At 37.2% G+C, this 22,134-nt stretch carries 21 protein-coding genes and 2 pseudogenes; 8 read left to right on the top strand and 15 right to left on the bottom strand.

What is annotated here, in order from left to right:
* From H4683_RS22130 to H4683_RS07840, 6 genes and pseudogenes are all read right to left on the bottom strand, one after another.
* Positions 1-1,128: pseudogene (locus H4683_RS22130) on the bottom strand (IS91 family transposase); the annotation flags it as partial.
* A 675-nt stretch (positions 1,129-1,803) separates the two neighbouring features.
* Positions 1,804-2,883 (bottom strand): RNA-guided endonuclease TnpB family protein, encoded by a 1,080-nt coding sequence (locus H4683_RS07860; RefSeq protein ID WP_192598299.1) that lies wholly within the window; start codon positions 2,881-2,883, stop codon positions 1,804-1,806.
* A gap of 5 nt (positions 2,884-2,888) precedes the next feature.
* Positions 2,889-3,290 carry an IS200/IS605 family transposase gene (tnpA, locus tag H4683_RS07855; protein ID WP_192598298.1) on the bottom strand — a complete coding sequence of 134 codons (402 nt, stop codon included), beginning with the start codon at positions 3,288-3,290 and terminating at the stop codon, positions 2,889-2,891.
* 185 nt (positions 3,291-3,475) lie between these two features.
* Positions 3,476-3,958 (bottom strand): DUF3879 family protein, encoded by a 483-nt coding sequence (locus H4683_RS07850; protein ID WP_192598297.1) that lies wholly within the window; start codon positions 3,956-3,958, stop codon positions 3,476-3,478.
* A 209-nt stretch (positions 3,959-4,167) separates the two neighbouring features.
* Positions 4,168-4,872, bottom strand: coding sequence for a class I SAM-dependent methyltransferase (locus H4683_RS07845; protein ID WP_192598296.1), 705 nt, complete (start codon positions 4,870-4,872; stop codon positions 4,168-4,170).
* A 115-nt stretch (positions 4,873-4,987) separates the two neighbouring features.
* Complete coding sequence (locus H4683_RS07840; RefSeq protein WP_192598295.1) at positions 4,988-6,379, bottom strand: IS4 family transposase; 1,392 nt, start codon at positions 6,377-6,379, stop codon at positions 4,988-4,990.
* A gap of 417 nt (positions 6,380-6,796) precedes the next feature.
* Between H4683_RS07840 and H4683_RS07835 the strand changes: the two genes are divergently transcribed.
* The 3 genes and pseudogenes from H4683_RS07835 to H4683_RS07830 all read left to right on the top strand — a co-directional run bounded on the left by H4683_RS07835 (position 6,797) and on the right by H4683_RS07830 (position 8,210).
* Entirely contained in the window at positions 6,797-7,519 is a 723-nt protein-coding gene (locus tag H4683_RS07835; protein WP_192598294.1) for a TolB-like translocation protein, read from the top strand.
* A 166-nt stretch (positions 7,520-7,685) separates the two neighbouring features.
* A pseudogene (locus tag H4683_RS21305) lies at positions 7,686-7,808 on the top strand (alpha/beta hydrolase); the annotation flags it as partial.
* Positions 7,809-8,024: 216 nt separating this feature from the next.
* Positions 8,025-8,210: a hypothetical protein gene (locus H4683_RS07830; RefSeq protein ID WP_192598293.1), complete on the top strand. Its 186-nt coding sequence runs from the start codon at positions 8,025-8,027 to the stop codon at positions 8,208-8,210.
* Positions 8,211-8,311: 101 nt separating this feature from the next.
* Here H4683_RS07830 and H4683_RS07825 read toward each other — a convergent pair whose 3' ends face one another.
* Positions 8,312-9,157 carry a hypothetical protein gene (locus tag H4683_RS07825; RefSeq protein ID WP_192598307.1) on the bottom strand — a complete coding sequence of 282 codons (846 nt, stop codon included), beginning with the start codon at positions 9,155-9,157 and terminating at the stop codon, positions 8,312-8,314.
* A gap of 132 nt (positions 9,158-9,289) precedes the next feature.
* Between H4683_RS07825 and H4683_RS07820 the strand changes: the two genes are divergently transcribed.
* The 4 genes from H4683_RS07820 to H4683_RS07805 all read left to right on the top strand — a co-directional run bounded on the left by H4683_RS07820 (position 9,290) and on the right by H4683_RS07805 (position 12,694).
* The gene (locus H4683_RS07820) at positions 9,290-10,234 is read left to right on the top strand and encodes a DUF4885 family protein (RefSeq protein WP_192598292.1); all 945 of its coding nucleotides are present in this window, start codon (positions 9,290-9,292) and stop codon (positions 10,232-10,234) included.
* Between the two features lie 240 nt (positions 10,235-10,474).
* Positions 10,475-11,197, top strand: a complete 723-nt coding sequence (locus H4683_RS07815; protein WP_192598291.1) for an ATP-binding cassette domain-containing protein — start codon at positions 10,475-10,477, stop codon at positions 11,195-11,197.
* Between the two features lie 134 nt (positions 11,198-11,331).
* Positions 11,332-11,478: a hypothetical protein gene (locus tag H4683_RS07810; RefSeq protein WP_192598290.1), complete on the top strand. Its 147-nt coding sequence runs from the start codon at positions 11,332-11,334 to the stop codon at positions 11,476-11,478.
* A gap of 68 nt (positions 11,479-11,546) precedes the next feature.
* Positions 11,547-12,694, top strand: a protein-coding gene (locus H4683_RS07805) for an IS3 family transposase (RefSeq protein WP_192598289.1) whose coding sequence is annotated in 2 segments (ribosomal slippage) — positions 11,547-11,793 and positions 11,793-12,694 — 1,149 coding nt in all. Because the reading frame shifts where the segments join, the coding sequence is not laid out codon by codon here.
* Between the two features lie 76 nt (positions 12,695-12,770).
* Here H4683_RS07805 and H4683_RS07800 read toward each other — a convergent pair.
* The 6 genes from H4683_RS07800 to H4683_RS07775 all read right to left on the bottom strand — a co-directional run bounded on the left by H4683_RS07800 (position 12,771) and on the right by H4683_RS07775 (position 18,758).
* Positions 12,771-12,971 (bottom strand): hypothetical protein, encoded by a 201-nt coding sequence (locus H4683_RS07800; protein ID WP_192598288.1) that lies wholly within the window; start codon positions 12,969-12,971, stop codon positions 12,771-12,773.
* A 181-nt stretch (positions 12,972-13,152) separates the two neighbouring features.
* On the bottom strand, positions 13,153-14,238 hold the full coding sequence (locus tag H4683_RS07795; protein ID WP_192598287.1) for an AAA family ATPase: 1,086 nt from the start codon (positions 14,236-14,238) through the stop codon (positions 13,153-13,155).
* Positions 14,235-15,005, bottom strand: coding sequence for a DUF6414 family protein (locus H4683_RS07790; RefSeq protein ID WP_192598286.1), 771 nt, complete (start codon positions 15,003-15,005; stop codon positions 14,235-14,237). The genes H4683_RS07795 and H4683_RS07790 overlap by 4 nt, the downstream gene beginning before the upstream one ends.
* 1,073 nt (positions 15,006-16,078) lie before the next feature.
* Positions 16,079-16,228 (bottom strand): hypothetical protein, encoded by a 150-nt coding sequence (locus H4683_RS07785; RefSeq protein WP_192598285.1) that lies wholly within the window; start codon positions 16,226-16,228, stop codon positions 16,079-16,081.
* 1,061 nt (positions 16,229-17,289) lie between these two features.
* Positions 17,290-18,594 carry an ATP-binding protein gene (locus H4683_RS22125; protein ID WP_192598284.1) on the bottom strand — a complete coding sequence of 435 codons (1,305 nt, stop codon included), beginning with the start codon at positions 18,592-18,594 and terminating at the stop codon, positions 17,290-17,292.
* Positions 18,591-18,758, bottom strand: a complete 168-nt coding sequence (locus tag H4683_RS07775; RefSeq protein WP_192598283.1) for a hypothetical protein — start codon at positions 18,756-18,758, stop codon at positions 18,591-18,593. The genes H4683_RS22125 and H4683_RS07775 overlap by 4 nt, the downstream gene beginning before the upstream one ends.
* Positions 18,759-19,486: 728 nt before the next feature.
* On the opposite strand from H4683_RS07775, the gene H4683_RS07770 reads away from it, so the two are divergent.
* Positions 19,487-19,636 (top strand): hypothetical protein, encoded by a 150-nt coding sequence (locus H4683_RS07770; protein WP_192598282.1) that lies wholly within the window; start codon positions 19,487-19,489, stop codon positions 19,634-19,636.
* A 199-nt stretch (positions 19,637-19,835) separates the two neighbouring features.
* On the opposite strand, the gene H4683_RS07765 is transcribed toward H4683_RS07770, so the two are convergent.
* Positions 19,836-20,342, bottom strand: a complete 507-nt coding sequence (locus tag H4683_RS07765) for a tyrosine-type recombinase/integrase (protein ID WP_225941962.1) — start codon at positions 20,340-20,342, stop codon at positions 19,836-19,838.
* A 215-nt stretch (positions 20,343-20,557) separates the two neighbouring features.
* Positions 20,558-21,706 (bottom strand): IS4 family transposase, encoded by a 1,149-nt coding sequence (locus H4683_RS07760; protein WP_192598281.1) that lies wholly within the window; start codon positions 21,704-21,706, stop codon positions 20,558-20,560.
* Positions 21,707-22,134 lie beyond the last annotated feature (428 nt).

The following is a 22,134-nucleotide window of genomic DNA, read 5'->3' as shown; positions in this document are numbered from 1 at the left end:
CTTTTTCTAGACAGACTTCCCCCTTGTATTCATAAAAAGACTCGCATTTCTGGCAAATAAGGGGATCCTTTTGCCCATTCGCCACCACTCTCTCCCTCCACGTCTGACGACGTAACGTTTTCTCAACCTTCACAATCCATCGTTTCGCTTTCTTTTGCCACTCATTCAATACTTTCTTGCATAAATTCTTGATTCTTCTTGCTTACATCCCGTAATGACGAATCGTTTTGAATTGTTCATCCGGTATATAACGAATAAGCCGTGTGATGAATTCTTCAACGCTCACAGTTTCAATCTTTTCGACTCCATCCGTTTTGTCCATATACTTAATTGATACGAATTGCCCGTCATATGCCTCGATCCGATTAGGTCCGATTGCAGGTCGACGAATATAACGGCCAATATAACGTAGTTGTTCTTTTACATTTCCTTTCTGCTTCGGGGCATGCACATAAAAACCTTCCCTGTTTTCAGAGAATGCCTTCTGGAGCTTCGGCTCAAGTCGCTTCTTTTCCTCTTCTGTCACACCTTTTCGAATCAATTTTAACACAACTGTCTGCCACTGTTTTCGAAGCATCTTAAACGGGAGATAATCATATTCTTTCCATTCTCCAGTCTTCGTCAGCCCACCCATCGTAACCAGTAAGTGGACATGTGGATTGAAATTGACTTTTGAACCAAAGGTAGGAATCCCCATGATAATTCCAGGCGTCACCTTTGCTTTCTTTTGAAAAAAACTAGTCAATAACTTGGCCGCTTCATCCATGAAAGCCTTCAATAGATGGCGATGTAGAAGGAAGACATCACGCAGCCCTTCATCAATTGTGAAAATGACATGTCTATAATTGACCTGCAAGACATCCTCCGCAAGAAGTCGACTCCATTCCTCACTTTTCCCCACAGAACAAGTAGTACAAAATCTACCTTTACAGCGATAAGGAACCCTGCGTACGTCATGACAACCTTCGCAAACAAAGAGTTTGAATCCATTTTCCGGGTTTCCACACGCCTTAAATTTTCCAATCTCTTCCAGGACGATCGGGCGTATCCTTGATCCATATTTATTTTTAAATCGATCCCAATGCCTATGTTCGTCAAAAATATACGTTTCAGTATGTTGGTTTCCATAGATTAAAAATACCACAATCTTATGGATTGTGGCAGGCCTAAAAACTTATACTTTCTTATCTTTCAAAGAAAAAAAGAACTGCCTTTGCTGTTCTTTACTCGTTATCAAATCTCTCAATATGTGTAAGTTACCGTCATTCTTGCTGTTGCAGTGAACACCGTACCAGTTGAAGTGATCGATACTTTCCAAGTGGCCTGAGGATTTGTATTGTTAAACTGGGTAAGTATTACCGACTTACTACCAGTACCAGTAATATAGTGTTGTACTATAATACCATCAGGATTTTATACATTCAAATAAAATGGTGAACTCCCATTACTTACATTCACATTTAGTGTGGCACTACTTACTTTTGCCATAATAGGTGTTGAACCCGATGAAATATTAAAAACTGTAGACTCTTGTCCAGATAAAGAATTCATGGTACCCGTACTACCCGAAAAATAATTTGAAGCATACGTACTGACTGTATCATCAGACGTAAGTGTTGCCTCCGCAGCAAAAATATAAGTAGGCAGTTTGAGACTCCCACGACTAAAGTCGCAAGCCCTAATCCCTGTGGATTAACGGATGGGATTCTTGAATGACTAAACGTTCGCAGTCCATTTCTGTTTTGAACAGCCTTCAAAATAAGGGCATCTCATTGCCCCTCCCAAGACAGTGCATTTAGCATCTTAGGCTGATTGACTTTTACCGTCAATCACAGTTGCGTAGCGAATATTCATCGCCCCAACGATATCTCGATGTTTCTCAAACCCGCATCGACACATGTAGTTTCGATCTTTTACCTTGTTCTTTTTGGTGCATTTTGGACATGTCTGACTTGTATAAGCAGGATTTACATATTCGACTTTAATACCAGCTAATGCAGCTTTGTATTCGATGAATTGTGCTAAACGATAGAATGACCATGTGTGTAGATTTTTTTGGTTTTTACGGCTTGTACATGCCGTCTGCCTACTATTCGTTAGTTGTTCTAATCGAATGACAGAGATTGTATTAGCGGTTGCAAAATCCACGATTTCACGACTTACTTTATGATCTTGATTTTGCATCCATCTTTGTTCTTTATCATTAAGTTGGCGAATGGCATTCACTTTCTTTTGTTTCCCTAACTTTTTTCGAATACTACGAAATTTACGTTTCATATAGTTGTTTAGTCTCCCGTTCCCAAAGAACCGAGCCTTGTCATTGTCTGTGATGACCACCGCAGGTACTTTCAGACCTAAATCCACACCTAAAATCCTTGAACCTTTCTTTTCTATTGTTGGAATTGTGATAGCGATTTGTGCTACCCACTTATGGGATTTCTTTGTGATGCGAAGTGTCCCTAACTTGTGCTTTAATAGGTCAAAATTTCGATTTTCTTTATCAATCAACAAAGCTCGAATCTTTAAGCGAGTTGACTTTCCATTCACCATAAATGGTATTGAAATATGCGTGAAATCAAATGAATAGTTTTGATTATTCCACACGCAAACAGGTTTCTTTAGAATCGGAATAATTTTGTAGTTGCTTTTCTTCACTTTTTTAGAAAAAATACTTTTAGCATCATTAATCGCTTGATTTTTCACCGCACTTGGAATATCGGCCTCAATATCTTTTGTACTTTTCTTAGTGCTGGCCTTTGCTTCAACCATTTCAGATACAAGTGTATTAATGATTTTTATATACGCACGGCTACTTTGTTCGACTAGTTGAATTTGCTCCTTCGTGGGTAGCAATTTAATTTTCACCGTGATTATTTGCGACACACGTTTCACCCCCTCTTTTTTTTACTTTCAACATACTGTTTAATTGCCTCACTTGATACATTTCCAGCAGTGGAAACAAAATAAGTACGTGTCCATAGACTTGGCAAGTGCATGAGATGAGAAAACTCTTCTCTCAAACGCTTCGATGTCGCTCCTTTAATTTTTGCCATTATATCGGCTGGACTAAGTATTGGTAGTGTATTCAAGAATAAGTGAACATGGTCTTTGTCTGTTTCCATTGCGACAATCGCAATAGCCAGTTCCTCACATATTTCTTGAACCAATACTTTGAAACGTTCTTCTACTTTTGTGTCAAGAAAAATCTTCCTTCTGTATCTTGGGCAAAATACAAAATGATAGTTAATTAGCGATACGGTTGTTTTGGTTCTTCTATAGTCATTTATCATATCTATAGTTTATCAAGTATTAAAATAAACTATAACATAAATGATTAAAATATTCAGATCTTTCGGATACTTAAAGTACCACAAAGCCTTGCGGTTTTTAGTGGCACTCCGTATCCAACCTCACTTTCATCCCACCCCTAAAGGCGATGGGCTTTCTCGTTCGGAAAAGGCTGTAATAAGTAAATTTACGCTTTAATATCTACACCTGGACTTTTGTAGGCTTCTGCTATAATTCCAGGTTTTACAGGTTTGCCAAAATCCCATGAAGGATTTTTTTCTCTGACGAAGTCTACAAGACATTGCGCTTCATTATAAAAGATTTGATCAAGTGTATAGCTAGCAGAAAGGCGTTCAGTTTTTGGTAAGGAATTTAAATAATTCGTTTTGATTTTATTGAAATTGCTCTTTTCATTCAACATACCACCATGGTTTTCCATACTATCTCTCGCAGCATTAATCAAACCTTGTTTTACTTTGTCAGAAACAGGTACAATCTTTTTCCAACCCGTTCTAGTGGTAATATTCATTGGGTCATTGTCATATATTCCAGGATAACGGGTCTCACTTTGTGCTTCAACGTTTTCCTTCATCTGCGCAAATTTTACTGTTTGTCGTAGGTTACTCATTGTTGCAAAATTCATTTGTGAAAAAGTCGAATTTATTTTCATTTATACCCTCCATCCATTAAAAAATGTAATTTTTAACATACATACTACATATCGTCCATATTATCCTTAGTTGAAGTGAAAATGAAAAACAAAAGAGAGTAGCGGTGTTTGTCAATATAGTTGTCGCATTTAGCATGTTAACTTTCCTCATAATTTTATTTCAAAATAGTTTTATAAAAAAGAAAGGGGCAAAGTTGCCCCTTTCTTTTTTACCCTTTTTTTATTTTTAACATCGAGTTAGCATTTGCCATAAATTCATATGGCACTTTAACTTCTTCGACTGTATATCCATTATCAGCGAGATAACTTATTAATTTATCTAAATGTTCATATCGTTTTCCTTCGAAATCAACTAGAGGGAAAATACGAATTTCCTCTTTAGTAACCCTCAATAACTCATTTAACGTTTTTATATGAAACTGGTAATCTAATCGGTCAGCATACATAAATAAAAAATGTGCAGAAAGAAGAATATCAAATTCTGCATCCTTAAATGGTAAAGAAGGCAAAGTGACGGGAACGTATCGCTCACTTGATTCCCTCATATCGTTAACACAATTTTTTAAAGCACTCAAACGATGTTTTCTAAGATCTTCAATATCTTCGAAATAATCCCAAATATAATTGCTTTGTGCTTTTTCCATAAGTTCCATAGTGTGTTCAATATCCTGAAGACCTTTATTACGTAGATCTTCCTCTGAATGATAATATGCAATATCAGCAGCTGTTACATCCAAATCTTGTTTGTTACCAACAGCAGTAAACGAACAAGCTCCCGCTGGACAATCGAGTATTTTTTTTCCTTCTAGTTCTTCTTTTGATAGCGAAAACATATCCAGATACTCTTCAAAGCTTCTTCCAATAAAAACAATTCGTTCTAAATCTAATTTTGTACTCTGCTCAACTCTGCTCAACTAAACTCACCTCTTATAATAAAATTAAATTTATTCTATCATAATTAACTCAACTTTCGGACATGAAAAACAAGCCTCACCCCATGACTCATAAAGGTTTACGCATGTTTTATTATCAAGTTGCATTGGATAAAAGAAGCGGTTCCCTTAGAAACTTCGGCAGTTTATTGAAAAATTTGTCTAAAAAGGGTCCGACTTGATCATCGGCTAAAATCTCATCTTCCGTCAACATAGTTCCTAGTAATTCCATAAATATTAAGAGAACTTCGGCGAAACGAAGATCCTCCACTTCATCGCAACACAAGTAGAAAAGGTTTCCAATCGTTCGATCGTCTTCACTCTCCCGCGAACTCATGGCAAGTATCATATAGCGCAAGAAAACAATCGTCGTATGTGCAGTCATTGAATCATAACTACGACATTGAAATTCTTTTGCCAATCTCAAGTGAGACTTGGCCACCTTGAAAAAACACTCAATTGCCCAGCGTTTTCCATAGATGCGAATCGCGTCTTCCTCTGAGTGTTCGAGGTTTGTCGTCAGTAGGGACAACCATTCTTTTGAACGGTTTCGATCACGGACAAAGATAATACGGGCCTGAACTTCTTCCGCATTCTCGTTAAAACCGATTCCTACGATGACAGAGGCAAGGACTTTGGCTCGCCCTCGTTTTTTTCGAAGCATTTTGTAGAGTTGGTTCAATGTATATTTTTCGCCTTCATAGGTATAGTGTACCTTCGGTGAACGCTTAATCATGCATACAACGTGAAGTGAATAGTTCGTGACTACTCGTTTAAGGATACTTGGATAGGCGAACCAACTATCAAAGAGTAAGGTTTTCACACCCAACTTCCTAGGGTCAATTGTATCTAATAGAGTGAACATCGTCTCCGTTCCTTTTTCTATGGCCTCTTGCCTCCGTCGGTAGCCAACTGTACGCTTGTCGATGACCGGATTGATGCCCTGGAGTCGGCTACTTTCCTTCTTCGAACTCAAAAGAGAAAAGGCCAGTGGTAAAAAAGTGGCGCCATCCGACCAACCAAGCGTAAGCATACGGAAGCCTTTGATGTATTTTCCAGTGGTGTGGTCAAAGACACGCGTTAACAGTTCAACCGACTTACTTCGATTCCGATCATAGGTCGAGTCATCTAAGATGAGAACGCGGTCCCGATCCTCCGAGGTTAGGGGTTTTAAAATCGTTTCAATGAGATGTGCACTGACAAGAGAAAGCAATTTTCGCCAGTTATAGGTCGTCCGTTTGAGCAAGTCATACACGGCATCCTTCTCGGGCGCATCTGGAAAACGCCCTGATTCCAATGTTCGGTAGAGATTCTTTCCTTGAAGGACAAGTGAAAAGATGAATTGGATAAGGATAAGTGCAGATAAGCCCTTCTCTTTCCGAATAGTGGATTGGTGTAAGAAAGTACCTATTTTAGCCTGTTTAAAAAAGAGACTTACCCGAGATTTTAGTTGGTCATGTTGAATTGAATCTGGTAAAATTGGAGACATAGAAAACATCCTCTCTTTGGTTGGTGTCGTGCCTTTATTTTACCAAAGAATCGGGTGTTTTCTATACTTTTTGCGCAAAAATAGGTCATGAACCGTTTATTATTGCTATTTTACCAGGGTTATTCAACTCCGAAAGTTGAGTTATATCTATATTTCGTCACCCAAATCACATGATACTTGATATCGTGCACCGTATGACTACTTTTTCTATAACCGTCCATACTCTCACCTCTTATCTTGAGTATGGACAGATAAAAACAAGGCTAAAAGCGTGTTCTAAATCCACCGTCTAAAGACGGTGGATTTAGAACACGCTTTTGGAAATTAAATACAGAGCAAGCGATTACGGATGTAGATTTTTCCGAGGATAGCTCTTCACTGGCTTATATTGTGTCAAATAAGGATGTAGAATCAGATTTGGAAAGTGTCGTCAATATATTAACTATGAAGACCCTTGAAAATAAGGAGCTATTTAAAGAAGGTGTGCTAATTACTGAAATTGATTTTGATCCAAAAGATCGGAATGTAATCTATTATTTGCTAGCCGAAACTTTTGAAAACTATTCCCCAATCGCAGGGGTCAACCCTCATGAATTTGACCTGTACAGCTATCGTATTTTGGAGAATGTGCATTCGCGTCATACTGAGCTGAATAAATATTCCATGCAATCTTTAAACGTTTCTTCAACTGGAGGTTCCGCTTTAGTTCAAATGGATGATGATGTACATGCTGAAACGGCGGAGGATCTATTTGCTTCGAAACAAAGAATTTTTGAAGTGTCACTCGACTCATCCGATGCTATTTCTATGGTCAGTAATATTGACCGTGCCGAAGATATATATGATTTTGTACTCATTCCGAATAAAGACGAAGTTATCTTTCAATCAGTTGGCAATACTGATGAACAAGGAATATTTGAGTATGAGTTATATCATTATAACTGGAAAAGTGATCAAGAAAAACAACTTACCAATTTAAAGGAAAGTGCAAGCAGACCTGTCATTGGACCACAAAATGAAAAGGTGTTTTTTATGGTTGACAAGCGGTTTGGAAAAAAGCGTGCAGACTATCATCTCTATCAGATGGATCTGGACGGAAAAGATGTGGAAGAGATAACGCTTGATTTGGGGTCGGATTAGACGATTGTATTCAGCTTATCAGTTCTATAAAAAGGGACCACTCGAAATCAAAGTGGTTCACTTTTATATTTTATGTGGTGCCAGTCACTCATTCAATTGTAAAAGTTCAAACAAACATGTTTGTTTGAATTAACGTATTTGCTTGAGTGACTGGCACCTTTTTATTTTTGATTTGATTGTGGCCGAACATAAGGCATTTATTACTTTTGAGAAATCAGCGCATTATCCACAATTTGAAGAGAAAGAAAAATTTCATGAATGGATGTCAGATACTTTTATGAATAAATAATGCGCCATTTTCTTTTATGTGGTGCCAGTCACTCATTTAATTGTAAAAGTTCAAACAAACATGTTTGTTTGAGTGACTGGCACCTTTTTTTAAGAAAAATCTGCACCTGTTAAGCCAGTAACAGCACCCGAAACAACAAAAATTGTCCCACCTGTACCTCGGAAAAAATTAGGTGTCGAAAAGGCGAACAGTACCAAAAGCTTAAAAGTCCCTACATTGATTCATAGTGAATTGAATTTGCTTGGCTCCTTTATGGACGAGCATAAAACATATGTTATCTTGCAAACATTGATTGATAGCTATGTAAAAAACGAATTGACGGATCGCCAGCAACGACCGTTTGACTTTATGGTTGGGGCATTTTCCGAAGACAATCAACAAAGGAATACCTATCAAAAGTAGAAATTTCTACTTTTGATAGGTATGAAATCATAAAAAAGAACTCGTGCACCAAGGCTGCATATTCTGTAGCCTTTTTAAAAATACTATCAAAAAAAGTGAAACTAGAATTGGTCTGTTACATCATATTCATAACTTATGTTAGCACTGACCTTTGTCATAGTTGATTTCGCTGAAGCTTTTGCATTGTATTTAAAGCTCCATTTTTTAGCAACACGCATTTGATTTTGCAACGAGATATTATAAGAACCACTAGTAGCTGAAGTAACAGTAGCTGTATTCCAAACATTGTTTTCATTAGACATCAATTTGTGTGTTACATTTCCTTGATTGGGTGTTTGAGTACTAGCAGTCTTAATAGATTTAACAATCGCATATTTTGGAACTGTGGTGTTATTAGTTAAATCCAGAGTAATGACAGAAGAATCAACACCAGCTAGATTGAAAGAACCATTTCCTGGATTTGTAGCAGTCCCTGTAAAATCGAATTTTCCATTTCCAGATTTAATACGATCTTCAATCGACACAGTAAAGTACATATTACCTGTATATGTACCACGGGAAACCTTTACATAATAAGTTTCTGAAGTTGAAGCAACGTCACCGGAATTTGCAAAAATGAAAGGTGTAAGTGAACTTGGATTAATAACTGTTGTTCCTGAATCGAAGTTTTGTGAATTATATACTTCTATGCTCATACCTGTATATTGCTGATCATACGAACTTCTTACATAAACCCTTTCACCTACGTTTATAGTGAACTTATAATAAGCCTCATCTTCACCTTCAGGTAAGATTGTCGTATCTGGGGTACTATATTTCCAGTATCCCATTACATTTGCTGTTCCAGCACTATTATTCCCCGTAATTGTTGCTTCTGCTGAATTTGGTGCTACTAAACTAAATACAAATATTAACACCAATACAGGAAGTAAAAAACGATTCAAAATATTCTTCAATATATTTCATCCTCCCTTGTTATAAGTACTATATCGGTATCAAAACTATAAATTGTAACTTTAATACCGATAATACTAATAATTACTACTTTCCCCCAAATATTATCTCAAAGGAGTGTCAAAATGAATATTAATACAAGCTACACATCAGCTTTTTCAAGTAATCAAAACCAACAAAACCTTCAAAGTAAAAAAAAGGCTGAAGATAAAGATCAAACAGCTATTAAAAGCACGAATGATATGACAACTGAATCCGATAGACGAAAGAAAATACTGGACGAAAAGTACAGTAAAATCAATGAACAAAATAAACGATTTGAAAATCCATATGATCACATATTTGATAAGTATAGAAATCAAAATTCTCCTTATTTCAGAAGTGATCTGACTAAAAAGGAAAGAGATGCTGCTTTTAGCATGGAAACGAGCTGGGCAAGTCATGGAAAAGGAGGGCGATATAACTTTAATGATGCTGCCTTTCGTAATGAATCACGTTACGATCCAACGCAAGAAAGTGTAGAAAGAAAAGCAATCAATCGGCAAAAAGTTAACGAGCAATTACATGCGTTATTTTCTAAAAACGCAATAACGATTCCCGATAATACAAATTTAAAATTTACAATCGACCCGACTAATTTCAAATTAACAGTTAGTGGATCAAATGATGAATTACTTATGAACCGATTAGAAAATATATTGAATACAGATAACAATGCAAGAGAATTATTTTTTCATACAATGAAAAGCAGAACTGACGATTCTACTCAATTCACACCTGAAAAGTTAGAAAAATTTCATCTTATCAATCAAATAAAAACGGTCACGGGGTATAATTTAAAGGACTTAGAGATTGTAAACGGTAAATTTGTGACAGAAAACGGAACCAATATTTTTGATATATACAAAGAAGAACTCCTTAAAAATCCTTATACTGCAAGACATGCTAGCATCGCAGCCTCACATTACGGTTCACAATTATATGAACTCGCAAAAAACGGTTTTGATTCTATTCCGGATTTAGTGTTATCTATTGACTATAAAAACGGCTCTTTACAAGATATGGATTGAGGCTAAGACCTTGGGCGTTGAATTCAAAAGAAAAAACAGATAAAAAAAGAGCAGCCTCCAAAAGGTGAATTGGACTAACCTAAATTATTGAGACAATATAAAACACCTTCGGAGTGGTACACTTGTAAAATGTACTTACATCGGAGGTGTTTTTGCATAGTTATGTGGTGCCAGTCAGTCACTCATTTAATTGTAAAAGTTCAAACAAACATGTTTGTTTGAATTAATGTATTTGTTTGAGTGACTGGCACCTTTTTAAAGGACTCACCTGTCATCCATGATGTGTCATTCACAGTTCACGCAGGAACGACGTCCGCTATTGTGGGACCCTCTGGTGCAGGTAAAAGCACACTTATCAAACTAGCTACACGCTTTTATGACGTTAATCATGGCCAGATTTCATTATCAGGCAACGATGTCCGTAACTATGCGTCTGAGGATCTCCTGCGGCAGATCTCTCTCGTATTCCAAGATGTGTATCTTTTCGATGACACAGTATGGGAAAACATTCGCATAGGCAACGAACAAGCAACCGACGAACAGATTATTCAGGTACCCAGAATTGCCAGGGTCAACGAGATCATCCATCGACTTCCTGCTGGTTGGGATACTCGTGTCGGAGAAGGGGGACATAGTCTCTCTGGTGGTGAACGGCAGCGCATTTCTATCGCACGTGCTATCTTAAAGGACGCACCGTTCATTCTGCTTGATGAGGCGACCAGCGCTATCGACCCCGAGAACGAAGCCGCATTCTTGGATGGCCTTGCAGAAGTCACCGCAGGCAAGACCGTGCTCATGATCGCCCACCGACTCTCCACAATCCGAAATGCCGACCAGATTGTGTTCGTACGTGACGGTGCCGTAACCGAAATAGAAAGTCACGATGAGCTTATCGCACGGGGAGGTGACTATTCCGCCTTCTGGCATGAACGTGCCCAAGCGACAACTTGGAGTATTGCCTAGCATCTTTAATTTACTATTAGGGCGTGTTCCAAAAGCCCTAATTTTTAATAAAAAAACAAAAACGCACCTTTGCGAAAAATGGTAAAATGGGAGTGACAAACAACCAAAAATACCATTATGCGAGGTGCGTTTTCATGGATTTACAGTTAGAACTGCTTCCTTACCATTATGATAACACGCTCGGTTTTGACGTGGAACTTATTGATTACATCAATCATGTGGACGCTTCCATTGTCGGGGAAAAAATAAAGCCACTTTATAAAAATGGAGGGCATGGATAGGTTATACTTAGTTGGACAAACAAATTAAGGGCGAGTAGAATAATACACAAGAAGTGAGGTGATCTACTATGTCCGCAAAAAGAAGAACGTTTTCCACAGATTTCAAAAAACAGGTAGTAGCCCTATTTGAAAACGGAAAAAGCCGACAAGATATTGTCCAAGAATATGAATTAACGGCATCTGCATTGGATAGGTGGATTACACAATTTAAGCAGTCCGGTTCTTTCAAAGAAAAAGATAACCGACCTCAGGAAGAGCAAGAATTAATCGTCCTACGTAAGCGAAATAAGCAACTGGAAATGGAAGTAGATATTTTAAAGCAAGCAGCGCTGATCATGGGACGAAGATAGATGTGATTCAACAAAATCGTCACAAATATTCGGTATCAGCAATGTGTAAAGTCCTACAAATAGCTCGTAGCACCTACTATTACGACACGGAAGTATCCGCCCGAAAAGAACAAGAAAAGCTGGAAGAAGAACGCGTATTAAAAGAAAAGATCACAGTGATTTTCAATAAAAATCGACACGTTTATGGATCACGGAAACTGAAAATAGAACTAGAAAAAGAGAAAGAGGATTTTACAATCTCTAGACGTCGGATAGGAAGATTAATGGGAGAGCTTGGCATCCAATCAAAATACGCCAAACCTTCCTATAAACCAATGGCGACAAGACCAAATGAAGAATCCGTTCGAAACGTTCTAAATCGAGAATTTGAAGTGGACAAAGAGATGTCCGTGTTAGTAAGCGACTTAACTTACGTGAAAGTAGGGTGTCGCTGGAATTACGTTTGTTTCTTAATCGATTTATACAATCGTGAAATTGTCGGGTGGAGCGTCGGAGCACAAAAAGACGCAGCTCTAGTTCAACGTGCCTTCGATTCCGTTAACTACCCATTAGGAAATGTGAACTTATTTCATACAGATTGCGGTTCTGAATTTAAAAACGTTGGGATCGATGAATTATTAAGTGGATACAAAATTAAAAGATCACTTAGCCATAAAGGGAATCCTTATGATAATGCGGTGGCAGAGGCAACATTTAAGATTTTAAAAACAGAATTGATCAACGGAGCGCACTATCAAACCCTTAACCAGCTGTCTCTTGAACTTTTCGATTATGTCAATTGGTACAATAATATCCGTTCGCACAGTACACTAGGCTATCTTAGTCCGGTTGCCTATAAAAAAATTGCCCTTAATAATATTGTTTGATTTAGTGTTGACATACCAGTTTAGATTGGGAATACGTTTTGGACACTATTCAATTCTCTTTTTTCGTCATCCAAAATTAACTATCTTTTTTTACCCATTCTTTCAACCATTCGATTTCCTCAAGCGATAGTCCTTGCTCTTCTTCAATTTCCTTTTCAATTACATGGTGCCAATTTGCTTCTTCCCATTCCAAGTGAGCTTCCCACTCACGTATAACTTTTGCTACCTTTTCTGTTTCCAGCTGCTGTCTTGTTTTGAAAGTTATTATCCTCGCCATAGCTACCACCCCGTCGCTTAGTAGATTCTATTTTAGAGGTTTCAAATAGAATAATCAAAAAATATTAATCGGTCGATAACCCTTTCAACTTATCTATTTGCTTCAGTGTATATCATAGTCAATTTATTCTACCAATTACATTTTCCAATTTCACGTCGTTAGCTCCTATTTTCATTAAAATTTAGAGCTTATTTATAAGGGGATACGACATCGTTTGTATCATAATCTTCCTAATTTCCCTCGCATTATTTAATGATTTAATTTTACTTTTAAGTTTGTTTTTTATCTCAAGCTCTACAATTTCTCTTTGATCATTTTTATTGAATTTAGCTAGTTCCTCTTCATAAACTCTTTCTATAATTGCTTCTTTGGCATCAGTAGAGAGCCCTTCAAATCTAATAAAGTTATCGAAACGTGAGTAAATAGGAGCACCCAAATTTTTCTTTATCTCTTTTTCACTTTGATAATTTGAAGTACAAAAAATAATTGTGTTTTCTAAATTCAGCTCATAGAACTTATCCGTATACACTCCCTCATCAAATAATTGATAAAATGCACTATAAAACATTGGGTGAGCTTTATCAAACTCATCTAACAAAATGATATTTGTTTCTCTATCTAATAAATCTTTGGCAAAGGAATTACTCTTATCGCCAAAGATATAATTCATAAAGTTTTCATTATGAAACATTGATAGCTGTTTTCGAAACAATTTTTTCTTTGAATTAACGACCTTACTTACAAATTTGGCAGTCTCTGTTTTCCCCACACCGGTAGGGCCGTATAGCATAACTACTGTTGGTTTGTGTACACCTTTGTTTGTCATACTATATAACGATGCTAAAAGTTCATTTTTAACATTAGATTGTCCGTAAATAATATTATCGAAATCCTGTTTTATAGCTCTTAAATGCCCCAAATTTAATTTAGGGTACCTATAGTTAACTACAGAAATTTCTAGCTCAGTCTGCGAAGCTTGAAGTTGGTGTAAGATTTTCGCTGGTGGGTTATGTAGCAACACCTCTTCATACCCAAATTTTTTAGCGAATAATAAACTATAGATTAAGAAACCTTCAATGAAAAAGTCTGCAACACCTGAATACTCGTCCGAATATATAGCTAATGTATAACAATCACTATAAGCATCTGAAAGAAATGTTTCTTTTGGGTCTAGTGATCTCACTAAATTCGAAAGTGTTATAACATTTTCAGTGGGGACCCTTTTATCAAATTCTCTTTTAGGACCATTAATTATTTTAAATTTCAATTACTCTTCGCCTCCACGCCAGCAAGAATTACATCATATACTTTTAAGTAGTCACTATCTTGACCAGGGCCATCATCATTTCCCAATACTTCGCTCGCTGAAAGACGAGCAGTTTGCCCATCAACGTCCATTTCACTTTCAACACTTAGATCTATTTCTTTTGCTTCTCCTACTTCTATCCCATAATAATGAAGCTTCATTTTAGGCAAATCCATCAAGCTATATGCATTCTTAAATGTATTAATATTAAACCTTAGAATAACTTTAATATCATCTTTATATGCCAATAGTTCGTAATACCCTTTGGCGTTTTCTAATATCTCATCGAAGTTATGAATATCGAAGTCTTGCATTTCTACCATAAGAGGAGAATCTTCTTTAATAATTTTCATATACGGAGTGATCATTTTTATAAATGCAAATGAATTTTTAATAGGACGAATATGAAAATCCTCAAATATATGTAGTTTTTGTTCTTCTTTTAATTTACTACTCAGTTTATAGAAATCAGCTAGAATAGTATTTGAAATAGTTTTAGTGACAAGTGAATCACTGGCACTTGCAGTATCTACACTTAATTTCACACTAAAAGCTGCCTTAATTGCTGTAAAGAAATTTGTACCCGCTCCTACTTCCGCTGAACCTTCTGTTTTACCACCAAAATGAACCGTTCCTTTTTTTTCATCAACTGAAATGAGCTCACCTCCATATTCTATTTGTAAAATATCTGTAGCAGATCCCTCATCAAAATAAATCACCTTTTGCATATCCATTCACCCTTTTCTGAATTGTTGTTATTTTATTTATAATATTACTAGATCATTTCTATGTTTCTTACCACCCATTCGCGCTCTACATCCATTACGCTAACTTCTATATTAGAAAACAGCTCAATTTCAGCAGTCACATTTTCCGACCACTTCATAGCACCATTTGAAAACACAAATCTCTTCGTATCAAAGTATTGCTTAAGCGTTACCTTGTATCACATTTATCAATTGCAAAAAAATCTCCAATATTCCAATATATTAATCACTCTAATAAACTCTTCCAATTAACAACATCAAACAATTCCATCTTTTTCATTTACCTGGCTCACTAAATTAATTTGATACCCAATATTCATTCATCGCTTTCATAATCATCATTTATTCTTCTGAAAAGTAAGAAATAACCTCATACAGATATCATACTGTTCGGTTTATTTTTAATCAAACTTTAATACAAATGATCAATATTTACTTCAAATAATTACGAAACGCATTTTTACCTAGCGATTGCCAAGTAAATGCGTTTTAAAATAACTCAATTTTTTCTTTATAGTAAATCCATTTCCAACTCCCTTCCCTGTTGTCTTTTTGAATGCAAAAAATCGATCTCTCCTGATTAGGAAAAACCGATTTTAATAGTTCACGCAAAATGCGTAAGTCTCTCTTTTTTTGCAAAAGCAATTCATTGACGCCGAATACGTCTACCTAACTTCTCCTTTAAACAAGGAATACAAAGGCTGTAAATTTGTGCCGGATCTCTTTCTGCATACGCAAAAAGTGTAACGACTTTCACCAGTAGTTAAGGTGACTGTGAAATAATTGGATATGTGTTTATTCTAACAAAAATAGAATAACATCGCAAAAATACCGGAATACTATTATGAGCACCTGTATCCATGAGAAGCTCGATAGCTAAATTGCGAAGCTCGGGACTTAAAACGGCTGTTTGACTAAACCTTTATTGGTTTTCCGTACAAGGCTCGGCACTTAAACAGGTGTTATATCGACACTAATTCTAAAATAGCCTTTTGCCATTCGTCTATTTTTGATAATTCCGAAGATATATCCTTTTATTTATCTGTTTGTTTTTGCTTCTTTTCCAAATACTCCGCACGTATTTTTTCAAGTTGCTGCTTTTTATCAAATTTGGCAGGCTTGTTTTTTTCATGATAATTTTTCACAGCTGCCTTACCTTTGTTATCCAATTGATATTTCCCCACATTGTTCACCTACTTTTCTTGTCTTTAAAGAGAATCTATTCAACAATTATAATATACCTTATTTTACTGAAGTAAACCTTATTGTTGTACTACAGTTTCGGATACCTATGTAGCAAACTACTCTGAATTCATACCATTTCCAACTCCCTTCCCTGTCTTTTTGAATGCAAAAAACGATCTCTCCTGATTAGGAAAAACCGATTTTATTAGTCCATGCAAAAGCAATTTATTAACGCCGAATACAAAGGCTGAAAATTTGTGTCGGATCTTTTACTGCATATGCAAAAAGTATAGTGACTTTCACCAGTAGTTAAGATGACTGAGAAATAATTGGATATGCATTTATTTTAACAAAATCAGAATAACATCGCAAAAATATCGGATAAATATTATGAGTACCTGTATTCGTGCGAAGCTTAACCCGCTCCGTGAGAAGCTCAATGGTCAAATTGCATGCGAAGCTTGGAACTTAAAACGATTGTTTAACTAAACCATTTTCCGATTTTTCGTACGAGGCTCAACTTGCTTCGTAGGAGGTTCGATTGCTGAAATGCGAGGCTCAGGACTTAAAACAGCCGTTTGACTAGGTTTTTATTGATTTTTCGTGCGAAGCTCAACCTGCTCCGTGAGAAGCTTGACAGCTAAATTGCGAAGCTTAGGACTTAAAACGACTATTTGACTAAACCTTTATTGGTTTTCCATGCGAAGCTCAACCTGTTCCGTGAGAAGCTCGATAGTCAAATTGCGAAGCTTGGGACTTAAAACGGCTGTTTGACCAGACTTTTATCGTTTTTCCATGCGAAGCTCAACCTGTTCCGCGAGAAGCTCGATTGACAAATTGCGGAGCTCCGTACTTTAAAACGACTATTTGACTAAGTATTGCGTACGGAATGAACCAGTTGAACGGAGTTTTGAGCCACTACTTGCAGATAAAGATACCAGCAAGTGCGAGAAAGAAAGCCATTTAATTAAAGGCCTTCGATTTATGTTATTCAAACCTACTTCAACCTGGTTCCTGAAGATTAATCCATTATTAGGGTTTTAAAAAATGTTATAACTATTTACTCATTTCTAGTACCTTTTAAAATATAATGCTGATTTGGATCGGTGGATGAAGTGCTATTTAACGCCAATATATCCTTCTCACACAAACTTCTCAATATCCCTAAGCTGAAGTTTTTACTTCGCCCTGTAAATTGATGTAGCTGCACAGTTGTAATCGAACCTTTACTGTACGTATATTCGATTGCTTTCTTTTCGTAATCATTTAAACCATCCCATTTAGGAGAAATTAGCGAACTAATACGTTCCTCTCGTCTTATACGGCGCATTACGATATTATTTTTAAGGGTTAGAACAATCGAACCTTCTGTCTCTAAATATTCGGGGTCGTCAAGAAATAAATCTTCCATCTCTTTGTACATTCTTTTTACACCTTCGCCAAGCTCCCTTACCCACCCTAAATCCGTCAATGCCCTTGCAACGCTAGAATTTCGGGAGTAACGAACTTGTTTAATATTTTCCCGATTAACAATGTGTGGAAAACGTCCTGGACTACTTATTTCAAGTCGATCATCAAACATTTTCACTTTAATATCGTCACCATAGATATTGTACGACCTATGGGTAACCGCATTTACCACACCTTCAAGCCATGCAAATTCAGGGTATTCCGGTACAGAATTGAATTTTCCTGTCATTGGATTCAAACTAGTAAAATCCCGTAATTGTGATGAAAGAAATTTTTTCGCCTGCTGCAACATAACGGGTAGAGGTCCCTCAATCGTATGTTGTTTGACAATATTCATGGATGTGCCTACTTCCTCACTTCCACCCTCGCATCGAAAGAAACGAATACGTGAATTGGGGAAAAATCGGATTGGATATTTCGCAAAAAGAAGTACTGCTGCTGTTACTTGCATTACGCCATCTGTTGTAGGGTGAATAAAACCGCGTGCATATAAAGGCTGATATAGATCCTCACCTTCATACCCAACCGCCTTTTTATAGAGATGTAAAACATCCTCATCTAAATCCTCGATGCGACAATTCTCTACAATTTGATCTTCAAATGACCGTTCAACTTTATCGTATTCGAGGTTTAAACGTTGTTCGTGATTAAGCCGAATGCTTTCATCTCCGATTCTAAGATACACTTCATCGCTTGCAGTTTTGTGTACAGTATTAGGCGAAGCATCGACTTGAATAAGCAGTATTTGATCCTCTTGCCCTTTATCATTTACGACTGATAAAAAGCGTTCTTTTGCCCTTACATTAGGAATGCAGTGTGTTACTTTACATTGGATATAATCATTGATTTTCACATTTCCTTGGGCTTTAATACCTTCGACTCTTCCATCACTCACCCCAATAGCAATGATCCCGCCATCTGTGCATTGTCCATAGCTATAAGTGGACTATTAAGCTTGCCTGCTTTCAACTCAGCTGACTTTCGTTCGAAGTACTGACTTTCTGGTAGTGCCAATACATCCTCAATCGTCATGCTTTCAAAGTTTGGTACTTTGAACAACGGTTTCCCCTTCTTTCTTTAAATCAATTATGCTTATTTGATTCATTCGCTTAAATCACTGAAAACCCTTCTCTATAGTTTACAATATCACTATGAGAAAAGGATTCACACATTTTTAATATGAATTTTTGGGTGCTTATGTAGCAAAGTTCTGAATTCAAAGTTACACACAAATTTTATCCCTTCTCAGTACAATTACTTATTGATATAATGACATCAACAGAACCCACTACGCCTCTTCACAATGCGGACCAAGGTGGGCCATTTTTACATTTGAGGGACATTTAAATTGACTTCCTCAGAAATACTGCTCAGATCACATTAATCTGAAAGAACTTGGTTTTGCCGTTATCATTGTTACGCAAGCACAAAATAATTTAAGGCATTTTACATTCAATTAGACCGAAATGACATTAAAAACGCATATCCGTCCTTTAGCTAACATTTAAATCATCTAAATTGACTTACGTTCAAAATAAATGACGGCACCGTCTATTATCCGTCATTTAATTGGGAATAAGATCCTCTTCCATGTCCTTTTATTTCTAATTTCCTCTCATCTTCTTCGGACGTCGACTTCAATTAAAGTGAATAGGACTTCGGATAACATCAACATATAGTCCTCTTTTGATCTTAAATAGAATCTTATAGAATGGGAAAGTAGCCGAGATTGTAAGGGTGGATGGTTGCCACTTACCCTTTCCGTAACTGGAAAGGAGGTGATAATCATGGAACTATTTCTTGAGTTTTTAAAAGAAGCCCTGAAGGGAATTACGCGTGCGATTAGTGCGCATTTCTTTCAGAAAACTTTTTTAAACAAAAAGAAGACCACCCCTCGCCGTCGCAAGCACAAGGGTGGTTCTCGAAACAAAAAGTAATTTTTAATTGGCAACCACCCACCTGGACGGTAGAGGCTACAGGAGAGGAGAGTTCGCGCTCTTCTCTCTTTTACTATCTATAACCATCCTACCGCAAAAGTATGCACGGTTCAAGGAAAAGTTAGTCGGTTTCGGGTGCCTATGCAGCAAACTACTCTGAATTCATGCCGCACTTTTATTGATAACTTTAATAGAGATGTCAAAGACGATTCATCTTCTCCAACATTTCTTTTTTCGTAGGATTCGTATACAACAACGTCGTATGAATATTTGAATGTCCGGCTTGATTAGCCACTTCATGGATACTCATGCCCTTCTCAATCGCATTTGAGCAAAAGAAATGACGAAGATCATGCGGAGTTATATCTTTTCCAATCTTGGCCGAATACGTATTAAACAACCTATTTACGACAGTACGATCCAACCTTTTGTTTCGATTGCTGGGGAAAAGGAATTCGCAATCTATTTCTTTCTCCTTCCTTTCCCGCAGCCAAGACTGCAAGGCAATTTTCACTTTCTCTCCCATAAAAACGGTCCTAGATTTATCGCCCTTCCCGTCTACAATAAGTATTTCACGGGATACCAAGTTAATGTCGGTCATTTTTAAATTGAGGGTTTCTGAAATGCGTAATCCCCCATAGGCTAGAACAGTTACGATTGCATAATTTCTTGCTTTTCCACTATCCAGCACTAACTGACGAAACATTTCCGCATCCTGAAATTCAACTTTTGCGAGAGACGCATACTGCTGCTGAACTTTAGGCATGAGCAAAAAAATAACTAGTCAATTCTAGCAAAAAGACTAAAAATACCCCTTGGATTATGTTTTAATTGTTAAGGACTAACAAAACAAAAAAACATAACAAGGGGTACTGATAGTATGATACGCACATTTTTAGAGAAATGCAACACGTCTGTTGATTAACCAAATATAGGTAAACCTCTTTCGCTGAATTCCCTCAAACGACATAGGAAATCGACAACCGCACTTAGCCATTCCACAGCTAATGTCTGCACTAAAAAACTGCGGGTGAAGCTACGGAAAGAGATTGATTTTCTAACTGCTTTTTTCACTTGATCAAAAAACCATTTTAGTAACACAAATACGCTTAATGCGATAAAAAGTTGCGTAAATACAGCGTTTTTGGAGTTTCCAAATAAAATGGGGAGATTCAAGTAGCCTTTAATCCAATGGAAAAAAGACTCGATGGCCCACCTAGCCTTATACATTTCGGCAATTTCTTCAGCGCTTACGCCCATCACATTCGTAACGACACGGATATCATGCCCTTCATGATCACAGAAAGTCACAACGCGATAACGGTCAATCGTGCGTGATTGTTTCGTCCCCACCTGACACGTCACATCACCGACTACATTCGAATCCGGCTGCTGCATCCTGTTAAGCGAATGCGGTCGATGCAGTTCAACATTGTCACGAAGGCGAATGACGAAGTACTGTTTCTGCTTCTGTTTATTGGATTTGTTGAACATATCGAACCGATCATGCTTACCGTACGCACGGTCTTGGACGAGTATGAAAGCCTTGTTTGCAAGGCTTTCGCCAGCTGGGCCATCGTGACTTAGCCCACCCGTTTCCTTTACTTCAAGTGGCATGCCGGTTTCCGAAGTGTAGGCAACATGCAGTTTGATGCCGGATCGCTCGCCGTGAAATGGCGCCCAAGGTAAGCGGTTTTTTCCGACAGTAATCGTCGTAGAATCCACGAGAAGGAGCGCCTGTTTCACTACTTTTGTCCTGCGTTTTGCTCGATTACATTTACGAATCAGCAGATGGAAAAGATCCTTGAAAATTTCATAGGGAACGTTAGCTGCCTTCTTGCTGACGGTCGAATAATTAGCAGGCGACAGACCGATGGATGCCATCACCTCAGTGCCATCCCGAAAACCCGCCCATTTTTCAAGGGCAGCTGCTACAAAGAAATCGAGAAGATCTTTAACATGGAATTTGCGTGCGACATCTTCATAATGATGCTTTTCTACAAGCTCCATCAATTCTTCTGGTGAAATTAGGGTAGATAAAAGCTTTGAAATTGTGCTAAACTGTTTCATAAAGGAAGGATGCAGTTCAATCCTTCCCTGAGGACACCCTTCCTGAATATCGATGTTGGTTTAGTTGCTTTACATCGTATCAGATTGGGTGTCTTTTTTCTATGTTTTTATTGGGAAAAACTAGCTAATCAACAGACGTGATAAATAATTTACATATGTACCCGTGTAATACGTTGGTATACATGCATTCACATCAGTACTCGTTAAAGATTCTTGCACCAGTAGTAACAGTCACATACAACATCAACAAACAAATAACCGTTTCAAAACAGCTTATTGCGTTTATAAAACCAGTGGTATCAACATTTTGAAGACCCTACCCTTAAAAGAGTATATAGAAAACCCCGTGTTTTTAAAGACAAGGTCAAAACATTCTCCTCGTTTCACTCGTCGGCACTTAAAAAGAAAAACAACAATCAAATATTATA

It is taken from the genome of Sporosarcina limicola (assembly GCF_014873855.1).
Classification (GTDB): domain Bacteria; phylum Bacillota; class Bacilli; order Bacillales_A; family Planococcaceae; genus Sporosarcina; species Sporosarcina limicola.
Note: the sequence above shows the minus strand (reverse complement) of the source record. Positions and strands in the feature narration are given on the sequence as shown.

Excerpts from the sequence above, each read along its gene's own strand:
- H4683_RS07760 (WP_192598281.1), bottom strand. The coding sequence starts at position 21,706 with ATGAAACAGTTTAGCACAATTTCAAAGCTTTTATCTACCCTAATTTCA.
- H4683_RS07800 (WP_192598288.1), bottom strand. The coding sequence starts at position 12,971 with ATGGCGAGGATAATAACTTTCAAAACAAGACAGCAGCTGGAAACAGAA.
- H4683_RS07765 (WP_225941962.1), bottom strand. The coding sequence starts at position 20,342 with ATGTTTCGTCAGTTAGTGCTGGATAGTGGAAAAGCAAGAAATTATGCA.
- H4683_RS07840 (WP_192598295.1), bottom strand. The coding sequence starts at position 6,379 with ATGTCTCCAATTTTACCAGATTCAATTCAACATGACCAACTAAAATCT.
- H4683_RS07790 (WP_192598286.1), bottom strand. The coding sequence starts at position 15,005 with ATGCAAAAGGTGATTTATTTTGATGAGGGATCTGCTACAGATATTTTA.
- H4683_RS07770 (WP_192598282.1), top strand. The coding sequence starts at position 19,487 with ATGGAACTATTTCTTGAGTTTTTAAAAGAAGCCCTGAAGGGAATTACG.
- tnpA (WP_192598298.1), bottom strand. The coding sequence starts at position 3,290 with ATGATAAATGACTATAGAAGAACCAAAACAACCGTATCGCTAATTAAC.
- H4683_RS07820 (WP_192598292.1), top strand. The coding sequence starts at position 9,290 with ATGAATATTAATACAAGCTACACATCAGCTTTTTCAAGTAATCAAAAC.
- H4683_RS07850 (WP_192598297.1), bottom strand. The coding sequence starts at position 3,958 with ATGAAAATAAATTCGACTTTTTCACAAATGAATTTTGCAACAATGAGT.
- H4683_RS07810 (WP_192598290.1), top strand. The coding sequence starts at position 11,332 with ATGGATTTACAGTTAGAACTGCTTCCTTACCATTATGATAACACGCTC.